This is a genomic window from Marinoscillum pacificum, assembly GCF_024714495.1.
Taxonomy (GTDB): domain Bacteria; phylum Bacteroidota; class Bacteroidia; order Cytophagales; family Cyclobacteriaceae; genus Marinoscillum; species Marinoscillum pacificum.
The window spans coordinates 61,567-87,163 of the sequence record NZ_JAMZMJ010000005.1 but is presented as its reverse complement, the minus strand read 5'-3'; the positions used below and the strand labels follow the sequence as shown (position 1 = coordinate 87,163).

Annotated in this window: 27 protein-coding genes; 16 read left to right on the top strand and 11 right to left on the bottom strand. The window is 39.0% G+C overall.

What is annotated here, in order from left to right:
• Positions 1–30: 30 nt before the first annotated feature.
• The 7 genes from NXS00_RS13465 (at position 31) to NXS00_RS13435 (ending at position 7,125) form a co-directional block, all read left to right on the top strand.
• On the top strand, positions 31–612 hold the full coding sequence (locus NXS00_RS13465) for a TetR/AcrR family transcriptional regulator (RefSeq protein WP_258099738.1): 582 nt from the start codon (positions 31–33) through the stop codon (positions 610–612).
• 11 nt (positions 613–623) lie between these two features.
• Entirely contained in the window at positions 624–1,367 is a 744-nt protein-coding gene (locus NXS00_RS13460; RefSeq protein ID WP_258099737.1) for an outer membrane lipoprotein-sorting protein, read from the top strand.
• Positions 1,367–2,590, top strand: a complete 1,224-nt coding sequence (locus NXS00_RS13455; RefSeq protein ID WP_258099736.1) for an ABC transporter permease — start codon at positions 1,367–1,369, stop codon at positions 2,588–2,590. The genes NXS00_RS13460 and NXS00_RS13455 overlap by 1 nt, the downstream gene beginning before the upstream one ends.
• A gap of 18 nt (positions 2,591–2,608) precedes the next feature.
• Entirely contained in the window at positions 2,609–3,820 is a 1,212-nt protein-coding gene (locus NXS00_RS13450) for an ABC transporter permease (protein ID WP_258099735.1), read from the top strand.
• Positions 3,821–3,841: 21 nt separating this feature from the next.
• Entirely contained in the window at positions 3,842–4,525 is a 684-nt protein-coding gene (locus tag NXS00_RS13445; RefSeq protein ID WP_258099734.1) for an ABC transporter ATP-binding protein, read from the top strand.
• A complete protein-coding gene (locus tag NXS00_RS13440; RefSeq protein ID WP_258099733.1) occupies positions 4,522–5,649 on the top strand; it encodes a hypothetical protein in 1,128 nt (375 codons plus the stop codon). The genes NXS00_RS13445 and NXS00_RS13440 overlap by 4 nt, the downstream gene beginning before the upstream one ends.
• A 144-nt stretch (positions 5,650–5,793) precedes the next feature.
• Positions 5,794–7,125, top strand: coding sequence for a YihY/virulence factor BrkB family protein (locus NXS00_RS13435; protein WP_258099732.1), 1,332 nt, complete (start codon positions 5,794–5,796; stop codon positions 7,123–7,125).
• Position 7,126: 1 nt separating this feature from the next.
• Here NXS00_RS13435 and NXS00_RS13430 read toward each other — a convergent pair whose 3' ends face one another.
• The 5 genes from NXS00_RS13430 to NXS00_RS13410 all read right to left on the bottom strand — a co-directional run bounded on the left by NXS00_RS13430 (position 7,127) and on the right by NXS00_RS13410 (position 10,946).
• Positions 7,127–7,624, bottom strand: coding sequence for a hypothetical protein (locus NXS00_RS13430; protein WP_258099731.1), 498 nt, complete (start codon positions 7,622–7,624; stop codon positions 7,127–7,129).
• Between the two features lie 3 nt (positions 7,625–7,627).
• Positions 7,628–9,241 (bottom strand): sodium/sugar symporter, encoded by a 1,614-nt coding sequence (locus tag NXS00_RS13425; RefSeq protein WP_258099730.1) that lies wholly within the window; start codon positions 9,239–9,241, stop codon positions 7,628–7,630.
• A 151-nt stretch (positions 9,242–9,392) separates the two neighbouring features.
• Positions 9,393–9,950, bottom strand: a complete 558-nt coding sequence (locus NXS00_RS13420) for a hypothetical protein (RefSeq protein WP_258099729.1) — start codon at positions 9,948–9,950, stop codon at positions 9,393–9,395.
• A gap of 18 nt (positions 9,951–9,968) precedes the next feature.
• Positions 9,969–10,352 carry a DUF1987 domain-containing protein gene (locus tag NXS00_RS13415; protein WP_258099728.1) on the bottom strand — a complete coding sequence of 128 codons (384 nt, stop codon included), beginning with the start codon at positions 10,350–10,352 and terminating at the stop codon, positions 9,969–9,971.
• 33 nt (positions 10,353–10,385) lie between these two features.
• Complete coding sequence (locus tag NXS00_RS13410) at positions 10,386–10,946, bottom strand: SiaB family protein kinase (protein WP_258099727.1); 561 nt, start codon at positions 10,944–10,946, stop codon at positions 10,386–10,388.
• Between the two features lie 478 nt (positions 10,947–11,424).
• On the opposite strand from NXS00_RS13410, the gene NXS00_RS13405 reads away from it, so the two are divergent.
• Genes NXS00_RS13405 through NXS00_RS13395 form a run of 3 tightly spaced genes read left to right on the top strand, consistent with a single transcriptional unit; the run spans position 11,425 to position 14,879 of the window.
• Positions 11,425–13,329 (top strand): ATP-binding protein, encoded by a 1,905-nt coding sequence (locus NXS00_RS13405; RefSeq protein WP_258099726.1) that lies wholly within the window; start codon positions 11,425–11,427, stop codon positions 13,327–13,329.
• A 52-nt stretch (positions 13,330–13,381) separates the two neighbouring features.
• On the top strand, positions 13,382–14,629 hold the full coding sequence (locus NXS00_RS13400; RefSeq protein ID WP_258099725.1) for a response regulator: 1,248 nt from the start codon (positions 13,382–13,384) through the stop codon (positions 14,627–14,629).
• A 10-nt stretch (positions 14,630–14,639) separates the two neighbouring features.
• Positions 14,640–14,879, top strand: coding sequence for a hypothetical protein (locus NXS00_RS13395; protein ID WP_258099724.1), 240 nt, complete (start codon positions 14,640–14,642; stop codon positions 14,877–14,879).
• Positions 14,880–14,962: 83 nt separating this feature from the next.
• On the opposite strand, the gene NXS00_RS13390 is transcribed toward NXS00_RS13395, so the two are convergent.
• Positions 14,963–16,240: a PP2C family protein-serine/threonine phosphatase gene (locus tag NXS00_RS13390; RefSeq protein ID WP_258099723.1), complete on the bottom strand. Its 1,278-nt coding sequence runs from the start codon at positions 16,238–16,240 to the stop codon at positions 14,963–14,965.
• 201 nt (positions 16,241–16,441) lie between these two features.
• Here NXS00_RS13390 and NXS00_RS13385 point away from each other — a divergent pair, with 201 nt between their 5' ends.
• Complete coding sequence (locus NXS00_RS13385) at positions 16,442–16,894, top strand: DUF302 domain-containing protein (RefSeq protein ID WP_258099722.1); 453 nt, start codon at positions 16,442–16,444, stop codon at positions 16,892–16,894.
• Here NXS00_RS13385 and NXS00_RS13380 read toward each other — a convergent pair.
• A complete protein-coding gene (locus tag NXS00_RS13380; protein ID WP_258099721.1) occupies positions 16,889–17,365 on the bottom strand; it encodes a DUF2911 domain-containing protein in 477 nt (158 codons plus the stop codon). The two genes, NXS00_RS13385 and NXS00_RS13380, sit on opposite strands and share 6 nt — an antisense overlap.
• 167 nt (positions 17,366–17,532) lie before the next feature.
• Between NXS00_RS13380 and NXS00_RS13375 the strand changes: the two genes are divergently transcribed.
• On the top strand, positions 17,533–17,796 hold the full coding sequence (locus tag NXS00_RS13375) for a hypothetical protein (RefSeq protein ID WP_258099720.1): 264 nt from the start codon (positions 17,533–17,535) through the stop codon (positions 17,794–17,796).
• On the opposite strand, the gene NXS00_RS13370 is transcribed toward NXS00_RS13375, so the two are convergent.
• Positions 17,793–18,170, bottom strand: a complete 378-nt coding sequence (locus NXS00_RS13370) for a DUF3127 domain-containing protein (RefSeq protein WP_258099719.1) — start codon at positions 18,168–18,170, stop codon at positions 17,793–17,795. The genes NXS00_RS13375 and NXS00_RS13370 overlap by 4 nt on opposite strands.
• A 46-nt stretch (positions 18,171–18,216) precedes the next feature.
• Here NXS00_RS13370 and NXS00_RS13365 point away from each other — a divergent pair, with 46 nt between their 5' ends.
• From NXS00_RS13365 to NXS00_RS13350, 4 genes are read left to right on the top strand one after another with little or no spacing between them, the layout of a single operon-like run.
• Positions 18,217–18,360 (top strand): hypothetical protein, encoded by a 144-nt coding sequence (locus NXS00_RS13365; RefSeq protein ID WP_258099718.1) that lies wholly within the window; start codon positions 18,217–18,219, stop codon positions 18,358–18,360.
• The gene (locus NXS00_RS13360; RefSeq protein ID WP_258099717.1) at positions 18,353–18,808 is read left to right on the top strand and encodes a DUF2452 domain-containing protein; all 456 of its coding nucleotides are present in this window, start codon (positions 18,353–18,355) and stop codon (positions 18,806–18,808) included. The genes NXS00_RS13365 and NXS00_RS13360 overlap by 8 nt, the downstream gene beginning before the upstream one ends.
• 58 nt (positions 18,809–18,866) lie before the next feature.
• The gene (locus NXS00_RS13355) at positions 18,867–19,661 is read left to right on the top strand and encodes a hypothetical protein (protein WP_258099716.1); all 795 of its coding nucleotides are present in this window, start codon (positions 18,867–18,869) and stop codon (positions 19,659–19,661) included.
• A 6-nt stretch (positions 19,662–19,667) separates the two neighbouring features.
• Positions 19,668–20,630, top strand: coding sequence for a YheT family hydrolase (locus NXS00_RS13350; RefSeq protein WP_258099715.1), 963 nt, complete (start codon positions 19,668–19,670; stop codon positions 20,628–20,630).
• Here the strand turns inward: NXS00_RS13350 and msrB are convergent.
• The 3 genes from msrB to NXS00_RS13335 all read right to left on the bottom strand — a co-directional run bounded on the left by msrB (position 20,627) and on the right by NXS00_RS13335 (position 25,592).
• The gene (msrB, locus tag NXS00_RS13345; RefSeq protein ID WP_373418667.1) at positions 20,627–21,130 is read right to left on the bottom strand and encodes a peptide-methionine (R)-S-oxide reductase MsrB; all 504 of its coding nucleotides are present in this window, start codon (positions 21,128–21,130) and stop codon (positions 20,627–20,629) included. The genes NXS00_RS13350 and msrB overlap by 4 nt on opposite strands.
• Positions 21,131–21,228: 98 nt before the next feature.
• Positions 21,229–22,428 (bottom strand): L-2-hydroxyglutarate dehydrogenase, encoded by a 1,200-nt coding sequence (lhgD, locus tag NXS00_RS13340; protein WP_258099714.1) that lies wholly within the window; start codon positions 22,426–22,428, stop codon positions 21,229–21,231.
• Between the two features lie 41 nt (positions 22,429–22,469).
• Entirely contained in the window at positions 22,470–25,592 is a 3,123-nt protein-coding gene (locus NXS00_RS13335; RefSeq protein WP_258099713.1) for a VPS10 domain-containing protein, read from the bottom strand.
• Between the last annotated feature and the right edge of the window lie 5 nt (positions 25,593–25,597).

The following is a 25,597-nucleotide window of genomic DNA, read 5'->3' as shown; positions in this document are numbered from 1 at the left end:
TTTATAATTGACCGACCGTTCAGTCATAATATGAGTCCAAGATCAAAAGCACAGTTTGAAGAAATAAGAGAGGCAAGTCAGAAGAAGATATTTGATGCGTCTCTGGAGTTGTTTGGTACGAAGGGATACGAGGCTACTTCCATCGCTCAGATCGCCAAAACGGCAGGAATCAGTAAGGGACTTATTTACAATTACTTTGAGAGTAAAGAAGCACTTCTAGAAGCCATGATTATGGACCTGGCAAATGTTGGTGACGAGATGGTTCAGAACATGTGGGCAGCTACACCTCAAGGCACCTTGAGCAATTTGATCAAAATAGTTTTCGAATGGTTTAGGGTCAATGATAAACTGAATCGGCTGATTATAGGCTTATCCACCCAGCTTGACCGTTTCCAATTTGTGCATGACATGGCCAAAGGTAAGATGGAGGGATATTTGGTGATGCTAGAAGGTCTTCTTAAAGAAATTGGATTCTCTGATTATAAAACAGAGGCGAGAATTCTGGCCACTCTTTTTGACGGAATTGCACTTCATTACATGATGATGAAGGAAGACTATCCACTAGATGAAGTTGAGCAAATGCTCATTACTAAATACTGTGAAAAACAATAATACTAACCAATATGAAATCTTATCTATTACTGGTATTTGCCGTTTTATCTGCTCTGGTTTCTAATGGCCAATCTGCTAAAGAAATCATTGATAAAGCGAATGAACGGATGCAAGGAGAATCAAATGCTGCTGAGATGCAGATGCAAATCGTAAGGCCGTCGTGGACTCGTGAGATCTCCATGAAAAGTTGGGCTAGAGGCAATGATTACAGTTTAGTGTTGATTACTGCACCGGCCAGAGATCAGGGAGCAGCCTTTCTAAAGAGAGAAAAAGAGCTTTGGAACTGGCAACCGACTATTGATCGGGTGATAAAAATGCCTCCATCCATGATGATGCAGTCCTGGATGGGGTCTGATTTTACGAATGATGATTTGGTGAAAGAATCGTCAATTGTGGAAGACTATGAGCATGAGATTTTGAAAGACACCGTCATTGGTGAGTACAAAGCATGGAAAATCCTCATGACACCAAAAGAAGATGCTCCTGTAGTGTGGGGTAAGATAGAAGCGTATATAGATCAGGGAGATTTTTTACAGCTCTTATTTAAGTATTACGACGAAGATGAATACCTCATCAATACCATGATACTCTCCGATATGAAAGAGATGGATGGTCGAATAGTGCCAACGAGAATGGAAATGATTCCAGCTGAAAATCCAGATCAAAAGACTGTGATCATTTATAAGTCGTGGTATTTTAATAAAGACATCAAGACAGATTTCTTCAGTATTCAAAACATGAAACGTGTACGATAATGTATTTCAAACTTGCCTGGAGAAATATTTGGAGGAATAAGCGTAGAAGCTTAATTACCATTGGCTCCATCACCTTTGCCGTTTTATTAGCTTGCAGCATGCGTTCCATGCAGTTAGGGTCTTATGACCGAATGGTGGAGACTGCAGTTCGGTTTTACACGGGGTATATTCAGATTCATAAAGATGGATATTGGGCGGATCAGTCTATTGATAACAGTTTTGAATATAACCAGGGGGTAATTGATCAGGTGGCCTCAGCTAACGGCGTGGAGGAAGTTGTGCCAAGAGTGGAGTCCTTTGCTTTAGCATCCTTCGCTCAAAAGACAAAAGGAGGAATGGTGGTGGGCATAGATCCTGGTAAGGAAAACGCTCTAACTGAATATCAGGATAAGTTGATAGAAGGTGAAGATTTGCTCCAGTCAGATCAGGCTGCTTTGATTTCAGAAGGGTTAGCCAAGTATCTTAAGATCAAAGTTGGGGACTCTCTGGTATTGATAAGTCAGGGATATCATGGCGCTAATGCAGCTGCGATTTATCCTATCAAAGGCATCATGAAGTTTCCTTCTCCAGCGCAAAATGATGGGACCATTTTCATTCCTATAAAAGAAGCTCAATGGTTTTACGCCATGGAAGGTCGATTGACCAGTTTGTCGCTGGTTATTGATGAAGCTAAACGTACAGATCAAATTGTTGCAGACATTTCATCCAAGATAAATAATGATGATCTGGAGGTTATGGGTTGGAAGGATCTTCTGCCGGATCTGGTTCAGAGTATCGAGATAGATAGTATCAGTGGTCAGATTATGATTTGGATATTGTATGCCGTCATTGGTTTTGGGATGTTTGGTACTTTTTTGATGATGACTGCTGAGCGTATGTATGAGTTTGGTGTGATGATGTCCATCGGAATGAAGCGCATTGTCATGCAATTCACCGTGTTCCTGGAAATGCTAATGATGTCGTCCATGGGAGTTCTGGTTGGAATAGGAATTTCCTTACCGTTTCTCATCTACAGCTATTATCATCCGATCTACTTCACCGGAGAGTCCGCGGAGGCTATCGAGAAGTTCGGCGTAGAGGCAGCTTACTTTTTTTCACTGGAACCATCTCTGTTTTACAATCAGGCATGGGTGATTTTTGTGATGGCACTCATTCTTGGGTTCTATCCTTTGTATGTCATTTGGAAGCTAAAGCCTGTCAAGTCCATGCGAGAAGCAATCTAACTCCTAAACAGCAAGAAGATGTTAATAAAAATAGCATGGAGAAACATTTGGAGAAGTAGAGGTAGAAGCCTTGTCGTTCTCGGATCCATTGTGGTTGGGATATGGGCTCTGGTAGCTGCTGTGGGGTTTATGAATGGCTTCATCGTAGGGTATATGGCCGATAGTATCAATCATGATATTTCCAATATTCAAATTCATAACCCTGAGTTTAAAAAGGATAAAGAGGTTAATTACATCATTACTGATGCAGAAACCAAAATTGATAAAATCCAAACATGGCCAGGAGTCAAAGCAGCTACTTCAAGAGTATTAGTGAATGGGATGATTGCATCACCAAAGAAGGCTGCCGGTGTTCAAATTAGAGGAATCAAACCAAAGGAAGAAGCTAAGGTGACTCAGCTTGATTCATTGATAGGTGATGGTGCTTATTTTGAAGGGATTAAGCGCAACCCAATTCTGATTGGGAAGAAGCTTGCGGAGAAATTGGGCGTTAAAGTGAAATCCAAGGTTGTTCTCACATTTACTGACAGTCATCAAAATTTGACTTCAGCAGCTTTTCGAGTTGCTGGGATAATAGAAAGTTCGTCTCTAAACCTGAATGAAGGCTATGCCTTTGTGTTGCATTCCGATCTTACTCGATTGTTGGGAGTCCAGGATGCTCATGAGATCGCGATTCTCACAGATCCACAAGTTGATGAATCAATAATCGTCACAAAATATCAATCAGAATACCCAGGAGATTTAGCTGAAACATGGAGGGAAATAGCTCCAGAGCTGGCTTTGATCCAGGAGATGTATTCCAGTATGCTGTATGTGTTGATTACCATTGTAATGATTGCTCTCGTATTCGGGATTTTGAATACCATGTTAATGGCCGTACTGGAGCGTTTCAAAGAATTGGGAATGCTAATGGCTGTTGGTATGGCTAGAATTAAAGTGTTCGGAATGGTGCTTTTAGAAACCATATTCATAGGAATACTTGGAGCTCCAATAGGATTGCTACTAGGATGGTTGACGATGTTCTATTATACTCAGGTTGGCATTGATTTAAGTGCCTACTCAGAGGGTCTTGAATCCTTTGGATATAGTTCTATTCTGTATCCATACATCGAGAATAGTACCTATTGGACCATTGCCATTGCAGTAATCATTACGGCGTTTGTTGGAGCCGTTTATCCTGCCTGGAAAGCAGTCAAATTAAAGCCTGTAGAGGCGCTTCATAAAATTTAATTCACCTATAATGAACTAAACATGAGTGTCATTAAAGCAGAAAATATCAATAAAGTCTATAATGAAAAGACGATACCTGTTCACGCATTAAATGATGTGAACATCGAAATTGCCAAGGGAGAATTCACAGCTATCGTTGGTCCTTCTGGATGTGGCAAGACCACATTGCTGAATATTCTTGGAGGCCTTGATAACCCATCCTCTGGGAAGGTCATTGTGGGTGATACTGAGATTACTAAGTTGAGTGATGCTGAACTGATCGATTATCGGTTAAAGCATATTGGTTTTGTCTTTCAGGCGTACAACCTGATACCTGTTCTGACAACCATGGAGAATGTGGAGTTCATCATGTTGCTTCAAAAGCGCCCTAAAGTGGAACGAGATGCTAGAGCTATGCAATTACTCGAAGAAATGGGAATAGGGGATAAAGCCAATCAACGACCATCGCAATTATCAGGTGGACAGCAACAGCGCGTAGCAGTGGCAAGAGCATTGGCCTCTAAGCCGGAGTTTGTATTGGCTGATGAGCCAACTGCAAACCTTGACTCAACCAGTACATCCGCCTTGTTAGATATTATGGCTAAAATGAATGAAGAGGAAGGGGCTACGTTCGTGTTTTCCACACATGACCAGCGAGTGATTGATAAAGCCAGGAGAGTCATAACTCTTGAAGACGGTAAAGTGATCAGTGACGAAAGACGATGAAGTATTTTGTATTGATCCTATGGATTGTGCCATTGAGTCTTTTTGGACAAACAGAAGATGAGGATCCGAAGTTTATTGTCAAAGGCTATGTGAAGGATATGGTTACGTTCAATTTTGCTGATGAGGATTCTGTGCTGGTGGATAATTTGATACATCACAGACTTAACCTGGCTTATTACCCTTCTGATAATTTCACTGCAAAGCTGGAGATTAGAAACAGAGTTTTCACAGGAGATTTAGTGAAGTTGTTTCCAAACTACGGTGAGTTAATCGATGTGAACAATGATTATTTTGATTTATCCTTCATGCCTGTCAATCGGGATAACCTTGTTATTCACTCCATGATCGATAGAGCGTATGTTCAATACAATAAAGATGATTGGGAAGTGACTCTTGGTCGTCAAAGACTGAATTGGGGAGTGAATCTTGCCTGGAATCCAAATGACCTCTTTAATAGTTATTCTTTCTTTGATTTTGATTACGAAGAACGACCAGGAAGCGATGCTTTGAGAGTAAGAAAGTATACTGGATATGCGTCTGAGATTGAGTTTGCAATCAAAGCCGCCGATTCATTTGAAGAACTCACATCTGCTATCAAATATCAGATCAATAAGTGGAATTATGATATTCAGTTTATTGGTGGAGTGATGCAAAATAATCTGGCGCTAGGAACAGGTTGGGCTGGAAGTATAGGAGGGATGGGATTCAAAGGAGAACTCACGTATCTTGATGAGTTCGGAGCAGATAATTCTGGTTTTTTGACAAGTATCTCATTCGACTACATGCTGCCAAATTTATTGTATTTCAATGCTTCAGGATTGTACAATAGTTACGGTTTAAAAGATCCCTATTTTGGTTTGGTGAACACATCCTCGAATCTGGATATCAGATCCATTTCTCCTTACAAGTGGTCTGCATTTCTTCAATCAGCTTATCCGGTTCACCCCTTAGTGAATGTTGGGTTAGCTACTATGCTATTCCCGTCGGATGCGTCTTTTTTTGTTAATCCGTCAGTTACATATGCTATTGTTAATAATCTCGATTTGGATTTGATTGGTCAGTTTTATTTTAGTGAAGGAAATGATGCTAAGGCTGTTTATCTAAGGGCAAAATTTAGTTATTAGATTTTAATTTCTTCAACTCTTAAGGTTTAAATGGTTTAATCAAGTTTCTAAGACTTTGGCAAAGTCTTAGAATTTGGGTTTAATCTACATCTTGACTATTTGAAATTGATTAATTTCGATTGACCATTTTGTAAAACCTCTCGGATGTTGTCAACCTATATTCACAATACACGCAAATTCATCGAAGAAGATCTTTGGAAGATAAAGATCAAGACACTTCCCAAAAGAAAAGCTTTTCTCTTTCAACAACTGAGAGTGATTGTGATTACCATTTCGGAGTTTAACAAAGACAAGTGTGGGGAGAAAGCTTCTGCACTTACTTATTTTTCGTTGATTTCCTTCGTTCCGGTAATAGCCATGGCATTTGGTATTGCGCAAAGTTTTGGTTTGGATAATTACCTTGAGAGAGAACTACAAAATTATTTTAATGGTCAGGATGATGTTTATGTGTTCGTAAAAGGTTTCTCTGATAAGATGCTTGCGAATACCAGTGGTGGAGTTATCACGGGAATAAGTACTGTTTTCTTGTTTTATGCCGTAGGAAGACTTCTGAATAATATCGAGATGGCCTTCAATAGCATCTGGAATACTAAGAAAGGGCGGACTCTTAAGCGTAAAGTGACTGATTACATGAGCGTGATTTTATTAGGGCCTATTATTCTAATAATGTCAAGTTCAGCAACAGTTTATATTACTACGAGTATTGAATCGCTCACAGAATCTATTAGTCTGTTGGGTTTTTTCAAACCAGTCATTCTCTTTTTTATCAAACTGATTCCTTATACGCTTATATGGTTTTTGCTGTTTCTGTTCTATCTCGTTTTTCCCAATACGACTGTCAAGATAAAACCGGCATTGATAGCAGGAATTTTGGCAGGAACGGTTTATCAGATCACTCAGCTGCTATGGGTGAAAGGCCAGGTGTATTTGACCACTTACAGTGTGGTTTACGGAACATTTGCTGCATTGCCACTTTTCCTTATTTGGCTTCAATTGAGTTGGACCATACTACTCTTCGGTGCCGAATTGGCTTTTGCTGTCCAAAGTGTAGGGACATGGGCATATGACAATGAGAAGCTAGCTATGAATCTGAAGACCAAGCGTAAAATGACGTTGTTGGTATTGAGGAAGGTTGTGCGTCATTTTAAGCAGTATGATGACTCGATCTCTTTCGAACAGATATGCGAAGAGTTGGAAGTGCCTCGACGATTTATTCGGGAAGTACTGGAAGATCTGGTTCAATCCAAATTGGTTCGTAGGTTGAACAATGAGGCGGAGGAGGAATTATTGATTCCTGGAATGGATATCAACAAAATGGATATTTACACCGTCTATGACAGACTGCAGGATATTGGTATGGATAGTTTACCACAAGCTTATCAAAATGAAGGGTTCAAGGAAATAGAGCATATCATTGATGATATTGATGATTCCTTCAGAAGTGCTCAATCCAATAAGAAAATAATAGAATTATAAGTTATTTGCTTCGTTGCTTGAATGACCAGGTGAATTCAAATTCTGAAACGATGGTGCCATCTTTCATCTTACCAACAGTTTTGAATGTTGCTGTCTGAGATTCACCCGTAGCAATGGCTTTTTCTACGGCTTCAAAAGCTTTAGCTCCATCTTCACAGGTGAAGTAGACCCTGTCTGTCGCTTTCTTACCAAATGTTGCCTTTAAATCTACAATGATGAAAGCTATAGACGGTTTGTGTCCTTCAATTGCAAGTAGACACGGTGTGGCAGTAGATAACTCAGCAGCCATGCTTTGCACAGCAAAATAGATACTCTTAAATGGATTTTTGGTTAACCATTTGAATGGGACAGAAGTGACACATTTGTTTTGGTCAAGTTCTCTTAGTCGCATTCCTGCAACAAGCCCCATAGGAAGTTGAGTTAACAAGAAAAGCCCAAATTTAAATGGGCTTGTAACCTGCTTTTTGAGCTTTTCTTGTTTTGGATTTAGTTCTGTCATTTATTACCAGAATAACGCATACAATGCAGTACAAATGATCAAGATAGCAAATGCACCGATATTAAACGTTGGACTAGTCTTAAATAAACTTGATGTTAAGTTAATTCCTTTAGGGTTTTCTTCTCCTTTACCGTCAATTAAGCTCACAATAACAATCACCAACATGGATAATAGACAGGTAAGACCCATTTGATTCATGAATGGGATAGAAGGGAAGAACTTGAACCCGGCTGCAATAGGAATAGACAACAAGGCACCCCAAATAGCTCCGGCATTGGTCGTCTTTTTCCAGAACAGACCAAGCAAGAATACTGCAAGAATACCTGGACTTACGATTCCAGTATACTCCTGAATGAATTGGAATGCCTGATCAATTCCACCAAGTAGGGGAGCCATAATACAGGCTACCACCAATGCAACTGCAGCAGAGATTCTACCCACATTTACTGTAGTTTTATCATTAGCAGTTTTGTTGATATACTGCTTATAAATATCCATGGTGAAAATGGTAGAGGTAGAGTTTAGCATAGAGGCTAAAGATGATACTACAGCAGCAGCTAGGGCTGCAAATGCAATACCTTTCAATCCTACAGGAAGAAGTTGAAGCAACCAAGGGTATGCTTTATCTGATTGCCCAGGGCCAGGTACATTAGATACTCCTAGTTCACCCAATCGAGCCATAATTTCAGGATCATTAACAACTACATAAGCTGCGATACCTGGAATTACTACGATGAAAGGGATCAGTAATTTTAAGAAAGCAGCAAGTACAATTCCTTTTTGAGCTTCTTTTAAAGACTTGGCTGCTAGAGTTCTTTGAATGATGTACTGATTGAACCCCCAGTAATATAAGTTAGCAACCCACATTCCACCAACCAAAACCCAGATACCAGGTAGGTTCATAAATTCCGGATTGGACTTATCAAGGATCATGTGAAATCTCTCAGGTACCGCATCTACTACTTGATTGAAACCTGCAATGACTCCTTTACCATCAGAAAGAATGTCTAAAGCAAGGTAAGTGGTTAATAGTCCACCCAGTACCAGGAAAACAACCTGAACAACGTCTGTCCATGCCACTGCGGATAATCCACCGTAAAGTGAGTACGCAGCTGCAAATAGGGCTAAGCCTACAACTCCGTACATCATTGGAATACCCATAATAGTTTCTAGAGCCAGAGCTCCCAGGTACAATACCGAACTTAAATTCACAAAAACATATAATGCGATCCAGAAGACTGCCAGAATGGTTTTGAGCTGTGTACTGTATCGTTTTTCCACAAATTCAGGAATGGTGTACAGTCCTTTTTCAATAAAAATTGGTAGAAAGTACTTTCCTACAATGAGTAAGGTGATTGCTGCCATCCACTCATAAGAGGCGATAGCCAATCCACTGGCAAATCCTGATCCTGACATCCCGATAAACTGCTCAGCAGAGATGTTTGCTGCAATAAGCGAGGCTCCAATAGCCCACCAGGGAAGTGACTTACTTGCGAGGAAATAATCCTCAGCATTCTTTTCGTGCCCTTTTTTATCGCGAGAGACCCAAAGTCCAACCCCCACGATCAAGAGACAATATCCTACAAAGACAATAATGTCCGCAGTTGAAAAATCCATAGTGCTAGATATGATTTAAAAATTGCATTTTAATGAGAGCCCCAAACTTATGCAATATGGAATTGCTGAATTCAAAATTTGAATCCTATTTTTTCAAAAAAATGAAATTTTTTATGCTGTGCAGGAAGAATTAAGCCAGGAGACCGAATAATCAGCTGGCAGCAGCTGAAAGTTGTTCTTTTTTCTCTTGCTTCATGATCTTCTTTTTCTCCTGATTCAATAAGAACGATTCTAAACCGCCCTCCAGGAACTTCAAACCAATAGCCAGTATTAATTTGATAAATAGACCAACATATTCCTTTAGGCTGTTAAAGAAATTGCCCAGGTCTATAGAAGCAAGATAGCTTTGAATGGCATCCTCTACGAAAAGTTCTTCTAAAAGGAATAAGATGATGGCTAAAAAGAATAGGGCCGTAGTGGCTCTTCTACCTACTTTAGCCTCAGCAAGTTCGCTGATTGTATTCTCTAACTGAGAGTTTTTATCCTTGATTTCGTCATTTTGTTCACGAATCTGGATATTGGCGTTATCTAATTTCTTCTGAAGTCTGTCTGATACACGCGTAATTACTTTGGCTTGAGCTACGAGTTCTTCATAGTCATCACCAAAAGATTCAAGATCCTGTTTGTAGATAGCATGCGTATCTAACTTGGATCTAAAGTCCTTTAGACGTTTTACTTCCTCATGGTAAAGTTCCTTAGGTCTTTCCATTTACTGCGGACTCCTGGATCAAAATTCTTCAATTTCGAGGAAGTTGAAATCAAGATCTAGTAGATCGGCATAATCTTCTCCTGCTTCCATCATATCCTCGTCATCCTCTTCATAGTACCAGTTGATTTTAATCTCTTTGCCTTCATCACTAATCTTACTTAACTTCTTGAATACATCAAAAAGACATTTGGATGAACTAGTGTTGAAATATTCAAATGAGAAATTTGCGGTGAATTCATCTCCTCCACTCTCTGCAAACTCATCTAAACTATCTATGATCTTCTGGTAGAATAATATAGAGTTTTCAGGGCTCGATCTACCCTTTATCTCTAACACTCCTTGGTCAGGATCAAAGTTTACTAATGGTGTTACCCTCGTTGGCTCAATAAAAAACTTTTCCATAAGGTTGTTTCACAGCTTTTTCTGCTCAGTAGCCTATACTTCTCTAGGCAATCTTACCTGCAATGTGAAATATGACACATTGTCGGTCACTGGTTGAAATTTATATCTTAACTTCTGTCCGCCGGTCTTTCTTGCAATATCGATAAATCCCAGACCTCCTGTCCCTTTGTCTGAAAACTCTTGTTCATTAAGAGCTTTTTTGTACAGAGCACGAAGTTCATCAGGTTCAACCGAATTTATATCATCAATTCTAGATTTTATTTCGTCTAATTTCTCAGTAGGAACGTAGTTACCTGTCTGTAAACTATAAAATCTTTTTCTTGCTGCAATCAAAATAAGCGCTGATCTGGAATCATAACTGCTGATCCGGATTTCATCTGCATTGACTTCATCCAGGTGATAGTAGAGATTTTGTATAGTCTCAGTGGCTACATTATAAAATTTCTTCTTCACCTTTCGGTTTTCCTCTAGTTCTTCCAATCTTTCTTCAAGAGTGGCAATCATAGAAGTTACTAAGTCAAAGGTTAATTCACCTTTGTACATCAAAATAATATTTTGATCATAAATGTTCTTATAACTTCTTAGGTAATCCATGCGATTTATATGTGATAATTCACTGTTTGGTTTTTACAAAACAGTCAGCTTCGAATTCGAAAAGTAATGACTATTTTGGTATTAAACCAAATGTTTAATTATTAAAATGTCAAATCCTTAAAATACAGTGAGTTATAGGTTAGGTCTAGTTCGCACTGTTTGCTTATTGACTGCAATATAATGCTGATTGATTCTTTTTTTATACCAAATGATATCTAAATGCTTTTTGAAATGTTGTTTGTGAGAGAAATATTAGATAAAATGCATGATGATTCAATTTGGAATATTCAGAGAATTTGAACTCCAATGAGAACCAGTGGTATTTGAACTTAAGTAATCAGTCTCTTGAGAATAAGCTGAATTAAGCTTTATTTTGTGGATTGTTCTATGGACTTTTCTAATATTCGGCGGTATTTGAAAAGATTGATTAAATTTAAGATTGCTGAGATAGTCCATTACTAACCAACCATTACCAAGTATGTTAAAGAAGGATCTTTACGCTATAGCCTACGTGTTGACAGCCATTATTGTTGCGGGTTCAGTAGCATATTACATCTTCTTCGTTCAGAAAGATTTAATTGACAACTTTAATGATGACCCTGTGACGGTTAGAGTTGCCACTGATCAGACTGCCATGGGGCAGCAGATCGTAAAAGCAGCTTTAGGTATGGGGTATTCCAACACTGAAAGAAATTTTACGATTTTCCAAACTGAATTAGGAAGAATATTGCCAATCTGGAGAAGAGGGCATGAGGCTTTGAAAAATGGAAATCCTGAATTGGGTATTCAACCATTTTCTCCAAGTAGTGAGTATCAACAGTTGCAGGAAAACCTCAAGTTCTACTTTGCTGAAATGAATACAAATGCCAGCAATTTGCTGGACAACGTGTACACTGAGAATAAGTCAGACATCAATGCCTTATCCTTGAGGACCAGTATTCAAACCCTTCTCAACACAGTTAGAAACTACGAGACTGCATCAAAGGCTATATCAGAGTACTGGGTAAATGAGTCTCAATCTTACAAAACAGGTTATAGCTTAATAGAGAAGATTGTATTTGGAGCCTTTTTAGGTTTCTTATTAATTCAAGGGTTTTTCGTTTTCCGTCCATTGGTCAAGTTGGCTGGAGATAACTACTTGTCGGCTAACAAAGCCTACATCAAGGTGAAGAAATCAGAGGAGCAATTGAAGATCAACTTCCAAAAGCAAAAGTTGATTAACAAAAAGCTTTATCAATCTCGAAAAGAACTCGAACAGAACAACACCAAGCTTCAGGATTCAGAGGCCAAATTGCTTAAGTCTTCTGAGGAGCAAATAAGAATTAATGAGAAATTGATCAAGGCACAGGATGACTTGAACGATGCCTACAAGAAGCTACAGGATTCTGAAGAAGAAATTAGAGAATTGGCGGATAAGCAGTTGCTCGATAACGAGAAACTATTCTTAGCTGAGAAAAAACTGAAAGAAACGCTGAAGAAGGAGCAAGACTCTAAAGAAGAATTGAATAAAGCTCTAGAGTCATTGAAAGGTACACAATCACAGTTGGTACACTCTGAAAAGATGGCATCACTTGGTCAGTTGACAGCTGGTATTGCTCATGAGATCAATAACCCGATCAACTTTATTTCCAGTGGTATGGTATCTATTAAGATGTCCATTGAGTCATTGAGAGAAATTGCGGAAGAGTACTCTCGTTTAGATGAAGGGGATGCAGATCTGGAAGAAGTAATAGAAAACATTAAGGAGCTTAAAGAAGAGCACGAGTACGAGGAGATTCTAGAAGAACTTGATGAATTGATCAAGGATGTAAACTACGGGGTAACGAGAACCATCGAGATTGTAAAAGGTCTTCGTGTATTCTCAAGACTTGATGAAGAGGAAGTTAAGCAGGCAAATGTTAATGAAAACATTGATGCGACACTTACTCTACTTAGAAATAAAACGAAGAACAGAATCAAAGTATCTAAATACTATGATGAGAAGATGAATGAGATTGAATGTTATCCTGGTCAGTTGAATCAGGTATTCATGAACATTCTGAATAATGGTATTCAAGCCATTCCGGAAGATAGAAAAGACGGTGAAATCACCATCTACACCGAGGAGTTGGAGGATGAAGTAGTTATCCGACTAAAAGATAACGGCTCCGGAATTCCAGAGAAAATTAAAAACAGAATTTGGGAACCATTCTTTACAACTAAAGCCGTTGGAGTTGGTACCGGACTCGGAATGTCCATTACCTATGGAATCATTGAAAAGCACGGTGGTAAAATTGAATTCACCAGTGAAGAAAACAAGGGTACGGAGTTTGTGATTACTCTACCAAAATCGGTAAGAGAAGCAAACAATGACGACAATAAGAAGGTTGCTGAAAGCAAATAATTCAAATAACCAACAACACGAACACTAAAAAGAACGCCTAGCACATACAGTGATGGAAGAAATTCAAGAGACTGCAGAATTAAGAAGAGCGAAGAAAGAAAGGAAATACTCCTTGTTATATGTGGATGATGAAACCACCAACTTGAGAGTATTTAAATCGAATTTTAGAAAGTTCTTTAACGTACATACAACAGCTAGCCCAATTGAGGCTATAGACATCCTTAAAGAAAACGAGATTCAGGTAATTGTGACCGATCAGCGAATGCCAGAAATGACTGGTACAGAGCTGTTAGAGAAGATTTTGCCTGATTACCCGGATATGATCAAGATTATCTTGACGGGTTTTACAGATATAGAAGCAATCAAAGACGGTATCAACAGATGTGGTATCTATAAGTATATCACTAAGCCCTGGAACTTTGATGAGATGAAAGGTGTGCTTGATAGGGCAATGGAGACTTATCAGCAATCTCAGGATAGTGAGGATCACCTGAAAGAACTAGAAGATACCAATACTGAACTTGAGAGAAGAGTTAAGGAAAGAACTGAAGAAATCAATAAGATCAATAAGCGATTAATTGATAGTATAAGATATGCTGGTCTTCTTCAGCAATCGATGTTACCAAATGAGAGGTATTTGAATAGAATCTTTGCTGATCATTTTGTTATGTACCGAAGCAAGTACCTTTTTAGTGAAGAGTTTATCTGGACTACCAGTTTGAACTTCAGGTCTGAAGATTATACGGTAGTAGCGGTTATTGAATTTGATGGTAAAGGGATTGTAGGTTCTCTTAAAACGCTGATTGCTGATTCAGTACTGAATGATTTGATTCAGGATCGTAAAATTTTCCACTCTGGTGATATCATTAAAGAACTTACCCAGGAGTTAGACGCTGCAGGAAGTAAAGAGCTGCAGTGTGAAATGAAGGTGTCTGTAGCGTTGTTTGATAATAATGCACGTACTCTTCAATTTAGTGGAATCAATCAGGACATGATCATTTTTGATGGTGATGAGATGGTTGTTTTGGAAGGTGAGTCTCCAGAACATGCCAATGATCTTATGGCTGACAAAATTGATATTACTGATGGATCTACTTATTATATGTTCTCTAATGGTTTCTATAACCAGGAGAATCAGGATGGTGTGAGATTCTCTCAGGAGAAATTCGAGGAGATGCTGAAGTCAATTCACACTAAGCCATTGAATGAGCAATACCAGTTTTTAAGCCAAACGATAGATGATTGGAAGAGTGACAGTGGTTTGAACGATGATATTTCAATAATTGGCTTTAAGCTTTAATAAATAAAGAATGGCAGTAAAAGCTAGCAATTTTAAAAATTGGTGTACCGAAAACATTAGTCCGCAATCCTGGACAAGAATTTGTCTTAAGTGTCTAGATGATGTTAGAGAAAGAGGTATGACACTGAAGACAATGGAAGAACTTAATCCTGATATTGATCTGGATGAGGACTTATTGAACGCGTTGAATAAGGCTCTTGGTGAGCTATATGAAATGTCTGTGGATGAAGAACTACTCGTTAGGTACTAACGGAAAGAATATAAAACTATTAAACACAAAAAAAGGACTTCAGCGATGAAGTCCTTTTTTATTCCAATATGTCTTGTTCTTGTCTAGATCTGAACGCCTAGTACAACCACATCATCAGTTTGTGGAGTATTACCTCTCCATGCTTCAAACTCATCGTCTAGTATGGTTTTCAAGTCACTCATCGGGCTGTTGGCACCATCTTCGATTAGTTTCTTGAAGTTTTTAGACATGAACTTCTTATCATTCTCGCCACCAAACTGATCCTGATAGCCGTCAGATGATAGGAAGATTTTATCTCCTTCTTGTAGTTGTATAGTTTGCTTCTCTAGTTGCTCTGAAACTTCTTTTTCGTCACCTTCAATACCGCCAACCATCATTTTAGGACTCTTGTAGGTTTCCAATTCTGTAGAGCCATTTTTGATCAGGTAAAGTGGAATGCCTGCACCAGCAAACTCCATCGATAAGTCATCCAGATTGATAACACAAATTCCGATTTCCATTCCGTCTCGGCTATGTTTATCATCATTCTCATCTCTTTGTAATTCGAATTTGATAACCTTATCCAATCGAGCAAGGATTTTTACAGGGTCCAAATAGTTTTGGTAATAAACGATGTTGGTCAGTTGATTACTTCCCATGATCGACATGATAGCACCAGGTACGCCATGACCCGTACAGTCTGCACAAGCGATGATCAAATACTCATTTCTGCCTTGACGAACTCTTTCAAACCAATAGAAATCACCACTAACAACATCCTTAGGTTTATAAATGACAAATGCATCTTTAACGAGGCGTGACATTACATTCAGTTCGGGAAGAATGGACTTCTGAATTCTTTGAGCATAAATAATACTATCAGAAATCTGATTGTTAACCTCTTCGATTTTCAACTTTTGCGCTTGAATCTCATCTTTTTGAGCTTCCAGTGTTTCATTGAACTTTCTTTGCTCAGCTAGTCGCTTAATAAGGCCTTTTGATGCTTTATTTAGATTGTCTGCTAGTTTACCTAATTCATCATTAGAATTAACAGGGATTTCTACTTCCAGATTTCCACCAGCGATAGCTTCAGCAGCTTTGGTGATTTTGAGGATTGGTTTTACAAACATGTTGGCAACTGCCACTGCCAATATGATGGATCCACCGATCACTGCGAGAATAGTCCATATTAACTTTGTCTGAATGCCGTCAATGCTTTTCTGAACAGTAGCGGAAACAGTGCTTGGGTCATTAGCCATGGCTTGTATAGCCTCAGTCGAAAACGCATTTTCCAACTCCATATTTACCAGAAAGTAAACCACTGTTGAAGTGATAATTACCAGTGCAACACAGAGTAAGGTGAGTTTGGCGTAAATGTTCATTCGGTCTTAGGTTGATTTGTGTAACAAAATTAATAGACTTTGAAACAAGCTAAGTAAACTGATGCAATTGTATTTAATTTTTGTGCCGATTTAAGGTGATTTTGTCAAATAATTGGTTGAATTCATGGATTTCTCGCATGAATACTTTCTTGCCATCACATAATTTAGTTTTTTAGCAGTTGATTTCACCGTATACAAGACATGCAAAAACCACTTTTGATCATAATTGGTCTACTAATCTATGCAAATATTGCTTTTGCACAGACTCTGACAGTGTATAAAAGTGACAAAGGAGTTCAGGAAACAGTTTCTAAATTAATAGAAGTAATTCAGGCAGATGAGAAACTGATCTATTTTGAAACAGTTAATCATGATGAAATAGCTCGTGAAAGAGGAATGGAATTAGATTCGACACGTAGCATACTTTTTGAAGAGCCAACTCTTTCAACCACACTTTTGCAGTGTCAACCCAGTGCAGCTCTTGATTTACCTCTAGAAATAATCGTTTGGGAAGAGTACGGTGATGTTTATATTGGATTTATGGATCCTAAATTTATGAAGCGTCGGTTTATGATTACCGATTGTGAGGATACAATAACCGAATTAACCAATGTCATTACTCGGATTTCAATGGATGCCTTAAGGCAACTATAAATTGGCTTGCAGCTTCAGGCTAAATTCAAGTTCTTCCCAGTCAAACTTCAAGGCATCTTCTGAAAGTGTAAATTTCATACGTTCATCAAAAGAAGACTTAACGGGTTTGACTTTGATCCTAAAGGCATCTTTATTCTCCATGTAATTAAATGCTCCCCATTGATCCCAGTCTTCATTGAAAATAATGGACCAGGTTGAATCAGTGGGTATAGTGAATATCGAATACTTGCCTGCTGGAAGGAGGTTGTTTTCAATTTTGATGTCTTTGTCAGTCGTAATGAATGATGCTCGGTTGGCCCCAGTTCTCCAGATTTCTCCATAAGGTACCAGTTCACCCCAGATCTTTCTTTTTTTAACTGCTGGACTACTATACTCTACCAGGATATGTGTTTGGCCTATAGCTATACTATCCGTCGTCAGTGGTGAGGGACGTTTTTCTTTATTGCCATCACAGGATGAACCTATAGACATAATAGTCGCCGATAAAAAAATTAGAGTTTGTATTCTATTTATGAACATATAAGTGTTCTTATTCGGTCATTTAAAATCAATGAGAATTATTTAACTCGCTGATTTAAAGTTGGTTGCGTAAATGGGTATATTTTTTGATACCTAATATATACTAAACCGAATGACTTATGGGAATAATAGGAATCGAAATCCCTCAACTTAACGAAGAACAAGACATAGAAGTTGAGGTAAGAGTTAATGGAATTAAGAAACAATACAATTATCGTGTTGAAATTTTCCATTGGGACGAATGTCCTTATCCAACCGAAGATCGTGTGGAATGTATCCGTCAGTTAATCAATAATTATGACAAGGAATGGGATCTTGCTCATATTGGTTTACCGACTGACGACTACATTCCAATAACCTTCAGAAAAAAGCGAAACGCTTAGAACGGAAGATCTTCGTCTGAAGAAAAGTCCTCCTTCATCCAATCGTCTGATGGTGGGGGAGGTGTGTCGGGAGCACCACTTGCTGGTGCACTACCTGCTTTCTTTTCCAATCTCCAGGCCTGCAGACTGTTAAAGTATTTTACTTCACCGCTTCGATCTGTCCACTTTCTACCTTTAAGGTTGAAAGAGATGGTCATTTCATCGCCAATGTTAAAAGCATCAAGTTGCTGGCAATTCGTTTGGATTAATTCGAACTTCAAAAATTCAGGATATTGTGGGTTTTCTGCGTATTCTACCACAAATTCTCGCTTTTTGAAACTGTTGGTTACTTCTTGTGTTTCTGATTTCTCGATTAATTTACCGTCTACCGTCATATCTCTTTTTAAAACTATTGCTCAAATTTGCAGTTGATATTAGGATATGAAAAGGTCAAAGAAGATTTTTTTTGCAATTGCAGCGATTTTTCTGATTATCATGATCATTATCGGTTATGATATGAGTACAAGAACCACCTGGCCAGGTGCCAAGAAAAGTTTGGAAGAAAGAATAAAGGAAGGTGAATAACAAAATTGATGTTTCTAAAATAGATCTCGAGAAAGAAAGGGAAAAGATTACTGATTTGCCTGGGTTGATCGAGTATGCACATACCGTTGGTGGCGCATTGATCAAGCCGGAAGATAAGGGCAAGATCAGAGGTCAGGCAATGACCGCCATGCAGGATCAAACAACCAGACAGTTTGATCAAATATTTGGGCAAATGAAAACGTTGCTAGATCAGGCTAACCAACTGAAGAAACGAGTTGAAATTTCTGAGAGGATTTATCAGAGTGAAATGGGCTTTTCGCCAGTTATTGGTCAAGAGTATCATTTGTACACACGAGAAAATGGTTCAGACTTTCTGTCCATGATTAAACCCAAAGAATGGGGAAGATCTAAAAAATGGAGTGAGTATGTTGGTAGTGTTAAGCTATTATCTGATCACACCTGGGAGTTGTTGCCGGATCAAGAATAAGTTATTCAAATCAAATCTCATTAGCTTTATCGGTACAAAATCCTGTACAAAGTTCAGAATGAGATATACTAATGCAATTCACTATTTTGTTTTAATCAGTTTGATTATTGGATGTAATTCAGGGAAAGATGATCCTGGCATTGATTGTACTGAAAGTGATCTTAGTTTAGTCGTTGAAACATTTGAAAGTGTAAAATGTGATTTGCCAGGGCAGTTGGTTCTCACCGCCTCAGGTGGAACTGGTGATTACCAATTCAGCATGTCTGGGAGTGAGTATCAAGAAGAAAATGTGTTTGATGGGCTTACTGCTGGGTCGTACATATTCCTCGTCAAAGATGGCAATGATTGTACGGTATCGGTAAATGCCGTTATACCTTCCGAATCAGGTAATGTCCTAGCACAAATCACGTCCAAGACTACTTCTGGTTGTACCACATCTAATGGAGAAGTGAAAATAAGTGCTGTAGGAGGTACTGAAACCTATCAATATAGTATTGATGATAGGGAATTTACTTCATCTAATACGTTTACTGGACTTGAAGCAGGAACTCACACCTACATCGTGAAAGATGCAGAAGGTTGTAATGATGATGGAACTTTTGAAATACTGAGTGGAACCAGTTTAGAATCTGAAGTTATGCCGATCATTGAAGTGAATTGTGCGGTTACTGGTTGTCATGGATCCTCACAATCTCCTCTGTTGAACACTAAGGAGCAAATCATGGCCAATGCTGAAAGAATTAATTCAAGAACGTCTTCTGGATCTATGCCTCCACCTGAAAGAGAGGATTTGACGCAGAGAGAAATTGATTTAATTACTTGTTGGGTAGAAGATGGTGCTGCCAATAATTAATAGATAATGCCAATAGTACAATCAGCTTACAAAAAGTCTCCCTCTTACATGCTCAATGGGCACTGGGAAACGGTGATTCCATCCATGTTCTTTAAGGTGAAGGAGGATTTATACACTCGTGAACGATTAGAGCTATCCGATGGAGATTTCCTGGATATAGATTGGGTTAAGTCAGATAGTAAGCGATGCATTATCCTGTCGCACGGTCTGGAAGGGGATAGCGGTCGGTACTATATGAAACGAACAGCTAAATTTTTTAAAGAACAAGGCTGGGATGTTGCAGGTTGGAATTGCAGAAGCTGTAGTGGCGAGATGAACCGATTGCCACGATTCTATCATCATGGAGATACGCCAGATTTGTCTCAAGTAGTAAATACTGTGCTTCAGAGAGGTTATGATCAGGTGGTAATGATGGGATACTCCATGGGTGGAAGTATGACCTTAAAGTATTTGGGTGAGGAGACACGTGATCCTCGAATTGTCGGTGCCTGTGTGTTTAGTGTGCCTTGTAACCTTAGAAACAGTGCGGTAATGCTCAAGGAGCCAGGTAATAGGTTTTATGAGCGGCGCTTTCTAAAGAAGTTGTTGAAAAAGATAGCCATTAAGGCGGAACAGCATCCTGATGTTATTTCAGCAGAAGGAATAGAACAAATGGATGATTTTGATGAGTTTCACGATCGATACACAGCTCCATTACATGGATATGATTCTAAGGAGGACTTTTTTGAAAAAGCTACCTGTGATCAATTTCTGCCTAGTATAGATCGACCTGTATTAATCGTTAATGCTGAGAATGATCCCATGTTGGGTGAACCATGTTACCCAAGAGAAATTGCTGGCAAGAGTGACTTGATATTTCTTGAAATCCCCAAGCGCGGTGGACATGTTGGGTTTACGATCAAAAAGAAAGGCCCAAGTTACATGGAACTTCGGGCCTTAGAGTTTCTTAAAGAGAACTGTAACGTTTAGTCTTCCTTCTCGAAAGCTAAAGAAACAGAGTTGATACAATACCTTAATCCGGTTGGCTTAGGACCATCAGGGAATACATGGCCAAGGTGACCGCCACATCTGGCACAATGCACTTCGGTTCTAAGCATTCCTAACGAACTATCTTTGTCTTGACCTACATTGACTGTGTTGATCGGTTCATAAAAGCTAGGCCATCCTGTACCTGATTTGAATTTGGTGTCAGAACTAAATAAAGGGAGCTTACATGCAGCGCATAAGTAAGTACCTTTTTCTTTGTTGTTCCAATACTCTCCTGTAAAAGCTCTTTCTGTACCTTCTTTACGAAGTACATAGAATTGCTCATCGGTTAACTTGCTTTTCCACTCAGCTTCTGATAATTCTATTTTCTCAATAGCTTCAGAAGATTTGCCTTCTGTTTTTTCGTCAGATTGCTGAGCACACGCAGAAATCGAAATTGCTAGTATTCCTATAAGTAGTAGTTGTTTATTAAAATTCATCATCAATTGCTTGAATGTTGGTTTCTCACTTTAACTACATACGATAGGTTAAAGGTTTTGAGATTTGTGATGAATTTTTGATAAACGTCTTCTTCAGGACCTTATTTGTCAAATCGCTTAAGAGCCAATGATGCCACATGGTCACCAATTGATAGGGAAGAAGTAGCTGCTGGAGATGGAGCATTTCCTACATTAATTACTTTTTCCGTTTCAAGGATCAAGAAGTCGTCAATTAAACCACCATTACGATCACATGCTTGTGCTCTAACACCTGAGCCTCCTGGTACCAGGTCGTTTTTCTGAATGTCTGGTAATAATTCTTGAAGAGCTTTGGTGAACGCATTTTTTGAATAGGATCTATAGAATTCACCAAGACCTGTTTTCCAGTATTTACCAGCTACTTTTCTAAACCCTTTCCACCCAAGTGTTCCAGCCATATCTCCTAAGCTGATATCTTTTTTGGTGTAACCCTCTCGCTTGTAGGCTAATACAGCATTTGGTCCAGCCTCAATCCCTCCATTGATCATTCTGGTGAAGTGAACACCCAAGAATGGGAAATTAGGGTCTGGTACTGGGTATATAAGATTCTTAACTAGGTGTTCTTTCTCAGGCTTAATTTTATAGTATTCTCCTCTAAACGGGATGATTCTATAATCAACAGGCATACCTGTTAACTTGGCAATCTTATCAGAAAATAAACCAGTACAGTTAATGACAAGTCTAGTGGTTAAGGTCTGTCTATTAGTAACTACCTGAATGAAACCATTCGCTTCTTTAATGTCAGTTACCTTGTTATCAGGGAAGATGTCACCATTGAAATGTCTGATCTTCTCCGCGTATTTATAAGCAACCGCTTTGTAATCAATAATCCCAGTTTGCGGAACAAAGATTCCTTTTACGCCATTTACATGCGGTTCGTAAGATTGCAATTCGTCTTTATCCAACTTCTTCATGCCATCCAGACCATTCTGAACACCTCGTTCATACAGCATATCCAGAGTTGGTAATTGAGAATCGTTGGTAGCAACTACAATTTTACCACATAGCTCATAATTGATTTCTTCTTCATCACAAAAGCGAATCAGCTGGTTGTAACCGTCTACACAGTTTTTAGCTTTCAAGCTTCCTGGCTTGTAGTAGAGCCCTGAGTGTATTACACCACTGTTGTGACCAGTTTGGTGGCTGGCAAGGTCTTTTTCCTTTTCCACGACAGCCACTCTCAGCTTAGGGTTGGCTTCCTTTATTTTAAGTGCAGAAGCTAACCCTACTATACCACCACCTATAATTACTACGTTGTACATGATGAAAAAATGTGTTTGGACACAAATATGACCAATTTCATCTATTCATCTAGCTCGATTAACTGAATTTTGTTATCAATTATTAATTGATTGATTTCAGTAATTTCTTCATTGAAAATTTTATATAATTCACTCAATTGAGCATCAATATTTGCAATTACTTCATCCTTAAAGGCATAGGACTGTTCAGTAGGGGCATTGTCTCCATAGGAGGTCAATGCTGCGAGGTGTCCAAGCTTATTATTCAATCTTACAGGGAAGTTTAGCGGATCTTGTCGGCTTTCATTTTTAGTTTGATATAGTGCTTTCTCAATATCTGACATTCGCTTTACCACATCTTTAGTCTTATCTTTTAATTCTTTGTACTCTTCAGCATCAAGCGATTTAGTGACATCATTGATTTTCGATTTCGCTTTGCGAATGTTAGTGATTGCTTCATGTGTTTCAGTCAGTTTATCTCGGACTTCTATTAAGAAATCAAATTGCTTTTGAAGATCTTCCTGACTTGCACTGCTTCTAGGGTCTTTGATCAAAGTAAAAGATTGAGTTGAGGTTTCACCATTTACAGTGAGGTCAATGGTGTATTCGCCAGGGACAGCAGTTGGACCACTCGTATTACTCCACCACAAAATCATTCCATCAAATGTTTTAGCATCTGGATAGATCATATCCCAATTGAACATGTTCATGCCTTGTTTGAACTCAAGTTTTTCTTCATCCTTCTTTTTGTCTGGATAATTGCTGAAGGTTTTGATGACCGATCCATTGGCTTCTTTATAAGAAAGTGAAACAGTGTCAACCGCTGCAGTATCCTTTAGGAAGAAATAGGTAAGTACACCTCCTGGATGGTTAGTTCCAGCCGTTTTAGATGTCCTGCCATTTCCGCCACCCATTCGGTATGTCTCCATTGGTTTAAAGAGGTAAGCAGAGGATTGTACTACTTGGTCATTCAACTGATGAAGAGGAGTGAGGTCATCGATGATCCAGAATCCGCGTCCCTGTGTAGCCGCAATAAGGTTGTTGTTCTTAATCGTCAAGTCTGTAATTGGAACGATAGGTAGATTCATTTGGAAAGGTTTCCATGAAAGTCCACTGTCAAACGAAATATACATTCCTGTTTCAGTACCTGCATAGAGTAATCCTTGACGTTCTGGGTCAGCACGGAGTACTCTTGTAAAGTGATCATTAGCTATTCCTGTAGTGATTTTGGTCCAGGTAGCTCCATAATCTGAAGTCTTATAAAGGTATGGCTGATAGTCTCCAAACTTGTATCTGGTGCCAGCGAATAGCATTCCTCCTTTGTTGAATGGATCAATTTCAATGCTATTGATCATCGTCCATTTAGGCATGCCAGGAGGCGTGATGTTTTTCCAATTCTTACCGCCATCTTTGGTGATGTGGATTAACCCATCATCTGATCCGGTGTAAATAACTCCTTCTTCGTGCTGGGATTCTGCGGCAGCGAAAATGGTACAGTAATATTCTACAGATGTATTGTCTTTTGTAATTGGTCCACCGGATGATCCTAATTTGGTTGTGTCGTTGGTCGTTAAGTCTGGACTGATCAAATCCCATGATTGTCCTCCGTTGGTAGAAGCGTGCAAGTGATTGGATGCAGTGTAGATTTTCTTTGGATTGTGAGGGGAGAAGAATATTGGGAAGTTCCACTGGAAACGATATTTCATTCCTTCTGCACCCCAACCCATTGGGTTATCTGGCCATACATTTACAGCTTGTATTTCCTCAGTGTCGTGGTTGTAACGTGTCAAATAGCCATCATAACTTCCTCCATATACAATTTCATCATTAGTAGGATCTACAGCAATGTGAGCACTTTCACCACCAGCAGTAGATTCCCAATCAGATTCACCAATAAATCTTCCCGATGTTCTGTGAGCAATTCTTACTGTTGAGTTGTCTTGCTGTGCTCCATAGATTCTGTATGGGAAGGCATTGTCTGTTACTACTCTGTAAAACTGTGATGTAGGTTGATTGTGGTAAGTCGACCAATTTTCACCTGCATCAAATGAGATCTGTGCACCTCCATCATCACCAATGATCATTCGCTCATTATTCTCTGGATCAATCCATAAGTCATGATGATCTCCGTGTGGAGCATTGCTTGATTCGAAGGTTCTGCCTCCATCTGTTGAGACATGATAGTTTACATTTAATACATAGACTTTATCTTCATCTTGAGTATCCGCATAAATTCTGGTGTAATACCATGCTCTTTGTCTCAAAGATCTGCTGCTATTAGTCTTTTTCCAGGTTTTGCCACCATCATCAGATCTATAAACTCCGCCATTCTGGTTTTCAATGAGTGCCCAGACTCTTTCATTATTGACAGGGGAAACAGTAATTCCCGAAATCCCCCAGATTCCCCCAGGAAGACCTTCATTTTTGGAAATGTTAGTCCAGGTGTCTCCACCATCTGTACTTTTCCATATTGCGGATCCTTCACCTCCACTTTCCAAGCTGTATGGTGTTCTTCGGATTCTCCAACTAGAAGCATAAAGAATTCTAGGATTGGCAGGATCCAGCACTAAGTCTACAAATCCAGCATTTTCATTGACAAAGAGAACTTGTTCCCAGGATTGACCACCGTCTTTAGATCGGTATATTCCTCTTTCTGATGTTGGTTTGAACAGGTCTCCTAGCACCGCAGCATAAACCAAATCAGGGTTTTTAGGATGAATTTTGATTCTAGGGATATGTCTCGAATTCTTTAATCCAATTTCTGACCAGGTTTTTCCTGCATCAACAGACTTCCACATGCCGTATCCGTAGGATACATTACCACGGACTGTTTTTTCTCCGCCACCCACATAGATGACATTTGGATCCCAATCACTTACAGCAACTGCACCAATAGATCCTCCAAAATATCCATCAGAGATGTTCTCAAAAGTACTTCCGGCATCTGTTGTTCTCCAGACCCCACCACCTGTAGATCCAAAATAGTAAAGGTTCGGTTTTCCTGGTACACCAGTTACCGCTGCAGATCTGCCCCCTCTAAAAGGACCGATATTTCGCCACTCTAAACCTCCGTAAAATTCTTCCGGATAGGATTTGCCAGCTTCAGACTTTTTCTTTTTTTGAGCCTGATTATTGAAATTGATGAATAAGCTTAAAACAGCAAGTAAGAATACTTTTATTTTCATGATGG

Bases quoted from the DNA above. Each gene is read 5' to 3' on its own strand.
- NXS00_RS13435 (WP_258099732.1), top strand. From the start codon at position 5,794: ATGTTGTCAACCTATATTCACAATACACGCAAATTCATCGAAGAAGAT.
- NXS00_RS13375 (WP_258099720.1), top strand. From the start codon at position 17,533: ATGGGAATAATAGGAATCGAAATCCCTCAACTTAACGAAGAACAAGAC.
- msrB (WP_373418667.1), bottom strand. From the start codon at position 21,130: ATGATGAATTTTAATAAACAACTACTACTTATAGGAATACTAGCAATT.
- NXS00_RS13445 (WP_258099734.1), top strand. From the start codon at position 3,842: ATGAGTGTCATTAAAGCAGAAAATATCAATAAAGTCTATAATGAAAAG.
- NXS00_RS13380 (WP_258099721.1), bottom strand. From the start codon at position 17,365: ATGTCTATAGGTTCATCCTGTGATGGCAATAAAGAAAAACGTCCCTCA.
- NXS00_RS13370 (WP_258099719.1), bottom strand. From the start codon at position 18,170: ATGACGGTAGACGGTAAATTAATCGAGAAATCAGAAACACAAGAAGTA.
- NXS00_RS13460 (WP_258099737.1), top strand. From the start codon at position 624: ATGAAATCTTATCTATTACTGGTATTTGCCGTTTTATCTGCTCTGGTT.
- NXS00_RS13405 (WP_258099726.1), top strand. From the start codon at position 11,425: ATGTTAAAGAAGGATCTTTACGCTATAGCCTACGTGTTGACAGCCATT.
- NXS00_RS13415 (WP_258099728.1), bottom strand. From the start codon at position 10,352: ATGGAAAAGTTTTTTATTGAGCCAACGAGGGTAACACCATTAGTAAAC.
- NXS00_RS13395 (WP_258099724.1), top strand. From the start codon at position 14,640: ATGGCAGTAAAAGCTAGCAATTTTAAAAATTGGTGTACCGAAAACATT.
- NXS00_RS13425 (WP_258099730.1), bottom strand. From the start codon at position 9,241: ATGGATTTTTCAACTGCGGACATTATTGTCTTTGTAGGATATTGTCTC.
- lhgD (WP_258099714.1), bottom strand. From the start codon at position 22,428: ATGTACAACGTAGTAATTATAGGTGGTGGTATAGTAGGGTTAGCTTCT.
- NXS00_RS13430 (WP_258099731.1), bottom strand. From the start codon at position 7,624: ATGACAGAACTAAATCCAAAACAAGAAAAGCTCAAAAAGCAGGTTACA.
- NXS00_RS13400 (WP_258099725.1), top strand. From the start codon at position 13,382: ATGGAAGAAATTCAAGAGACTGCAGAATTAAGAAGAGCGAAGAAAGAA.
- NXS00_RS13420 (WP_258099729.1), bottom strand. From the start codon at position 9,950: ATGGAAAGACCTAAGGAACTTTACCATGAGGAAGTAAAACGTCTAAAG.
- NXS00_RS13440 (WP_258099733.1), top strand. From the start codon at position 4,522: ATGAAGTATTTTGTATTGATCCTATGGATTGTGCCATTGAGTCTTTTT.
- NXS00_RS13465 (WP_258099738.1), top strand. From the start codon at position 31: ATGAGTCCAAGATCAAAAGCACAGTTTGAAGAAATAAGAGAGGCAAGT.
- NXS00_RS13350 (WP_258099715.1), top strand. From the start codon at position 19,668: ATGCCAATAGTACAATCAGCTTACAAAAAGTCTCCCTCTTACATGCTC.
- NXS00_RS13410 (WP_258099727.1), bottom strand. From the start codon at position 10,946: ATGGATTACCTAAGAAGTTATAAGAACATTTATGATCAAAATATTATT.
- NXS00_RS13355 (WP_258099716.1), top strand. From the start codon at position 18,867: ATGAGATATACTAATGCAATTCACTATTTTGTTTTAATCAGTTTGATT.
- NXS00_RS13455 (WP_258099736.1), top strand. From the start codon at position 1,367: ATGTATTTCAAACTTGCCTGGAGAAATATTTGGAGGAATAAGCGTAGA.
- NXS00_RS13385 (WP_258099722.1), top strand. From the start codon at position 16,442: ATGCAAAAACCACTTTTGATCATAATTGGTCTACTAATCTATGCAAAT.
- NXS00_RS13450 (WP_258099735.1), top strand. From the start codon at position 2,609: ATGTTAATAAAAATAGCATGGAGAAACATTTGGAGAAGTAGAGGTAGA.
- NXS00_RS13335 (WP_258099713.1), bottom strand. From the start codon at position 25,592: ATGAAAATAAAAGTATTCTTACTTGCTGTTTTAAGCTTATTCATCAAT.
- NXS00_RS13390 (WP_258099723.1), bottom strand. From the start codon at position 16,240: ATGAACATTTACGCCAAACTCACCTTACTCTGTGTTGCACTGGTAATT.
- NXS00_RS13365 (WP_258099718.1), top strand. From the start codon at position 18,217: ATGAAAAGGTCAAAGAAGATTTTTTTTGCAATTGCAGCGATTTTTCTG.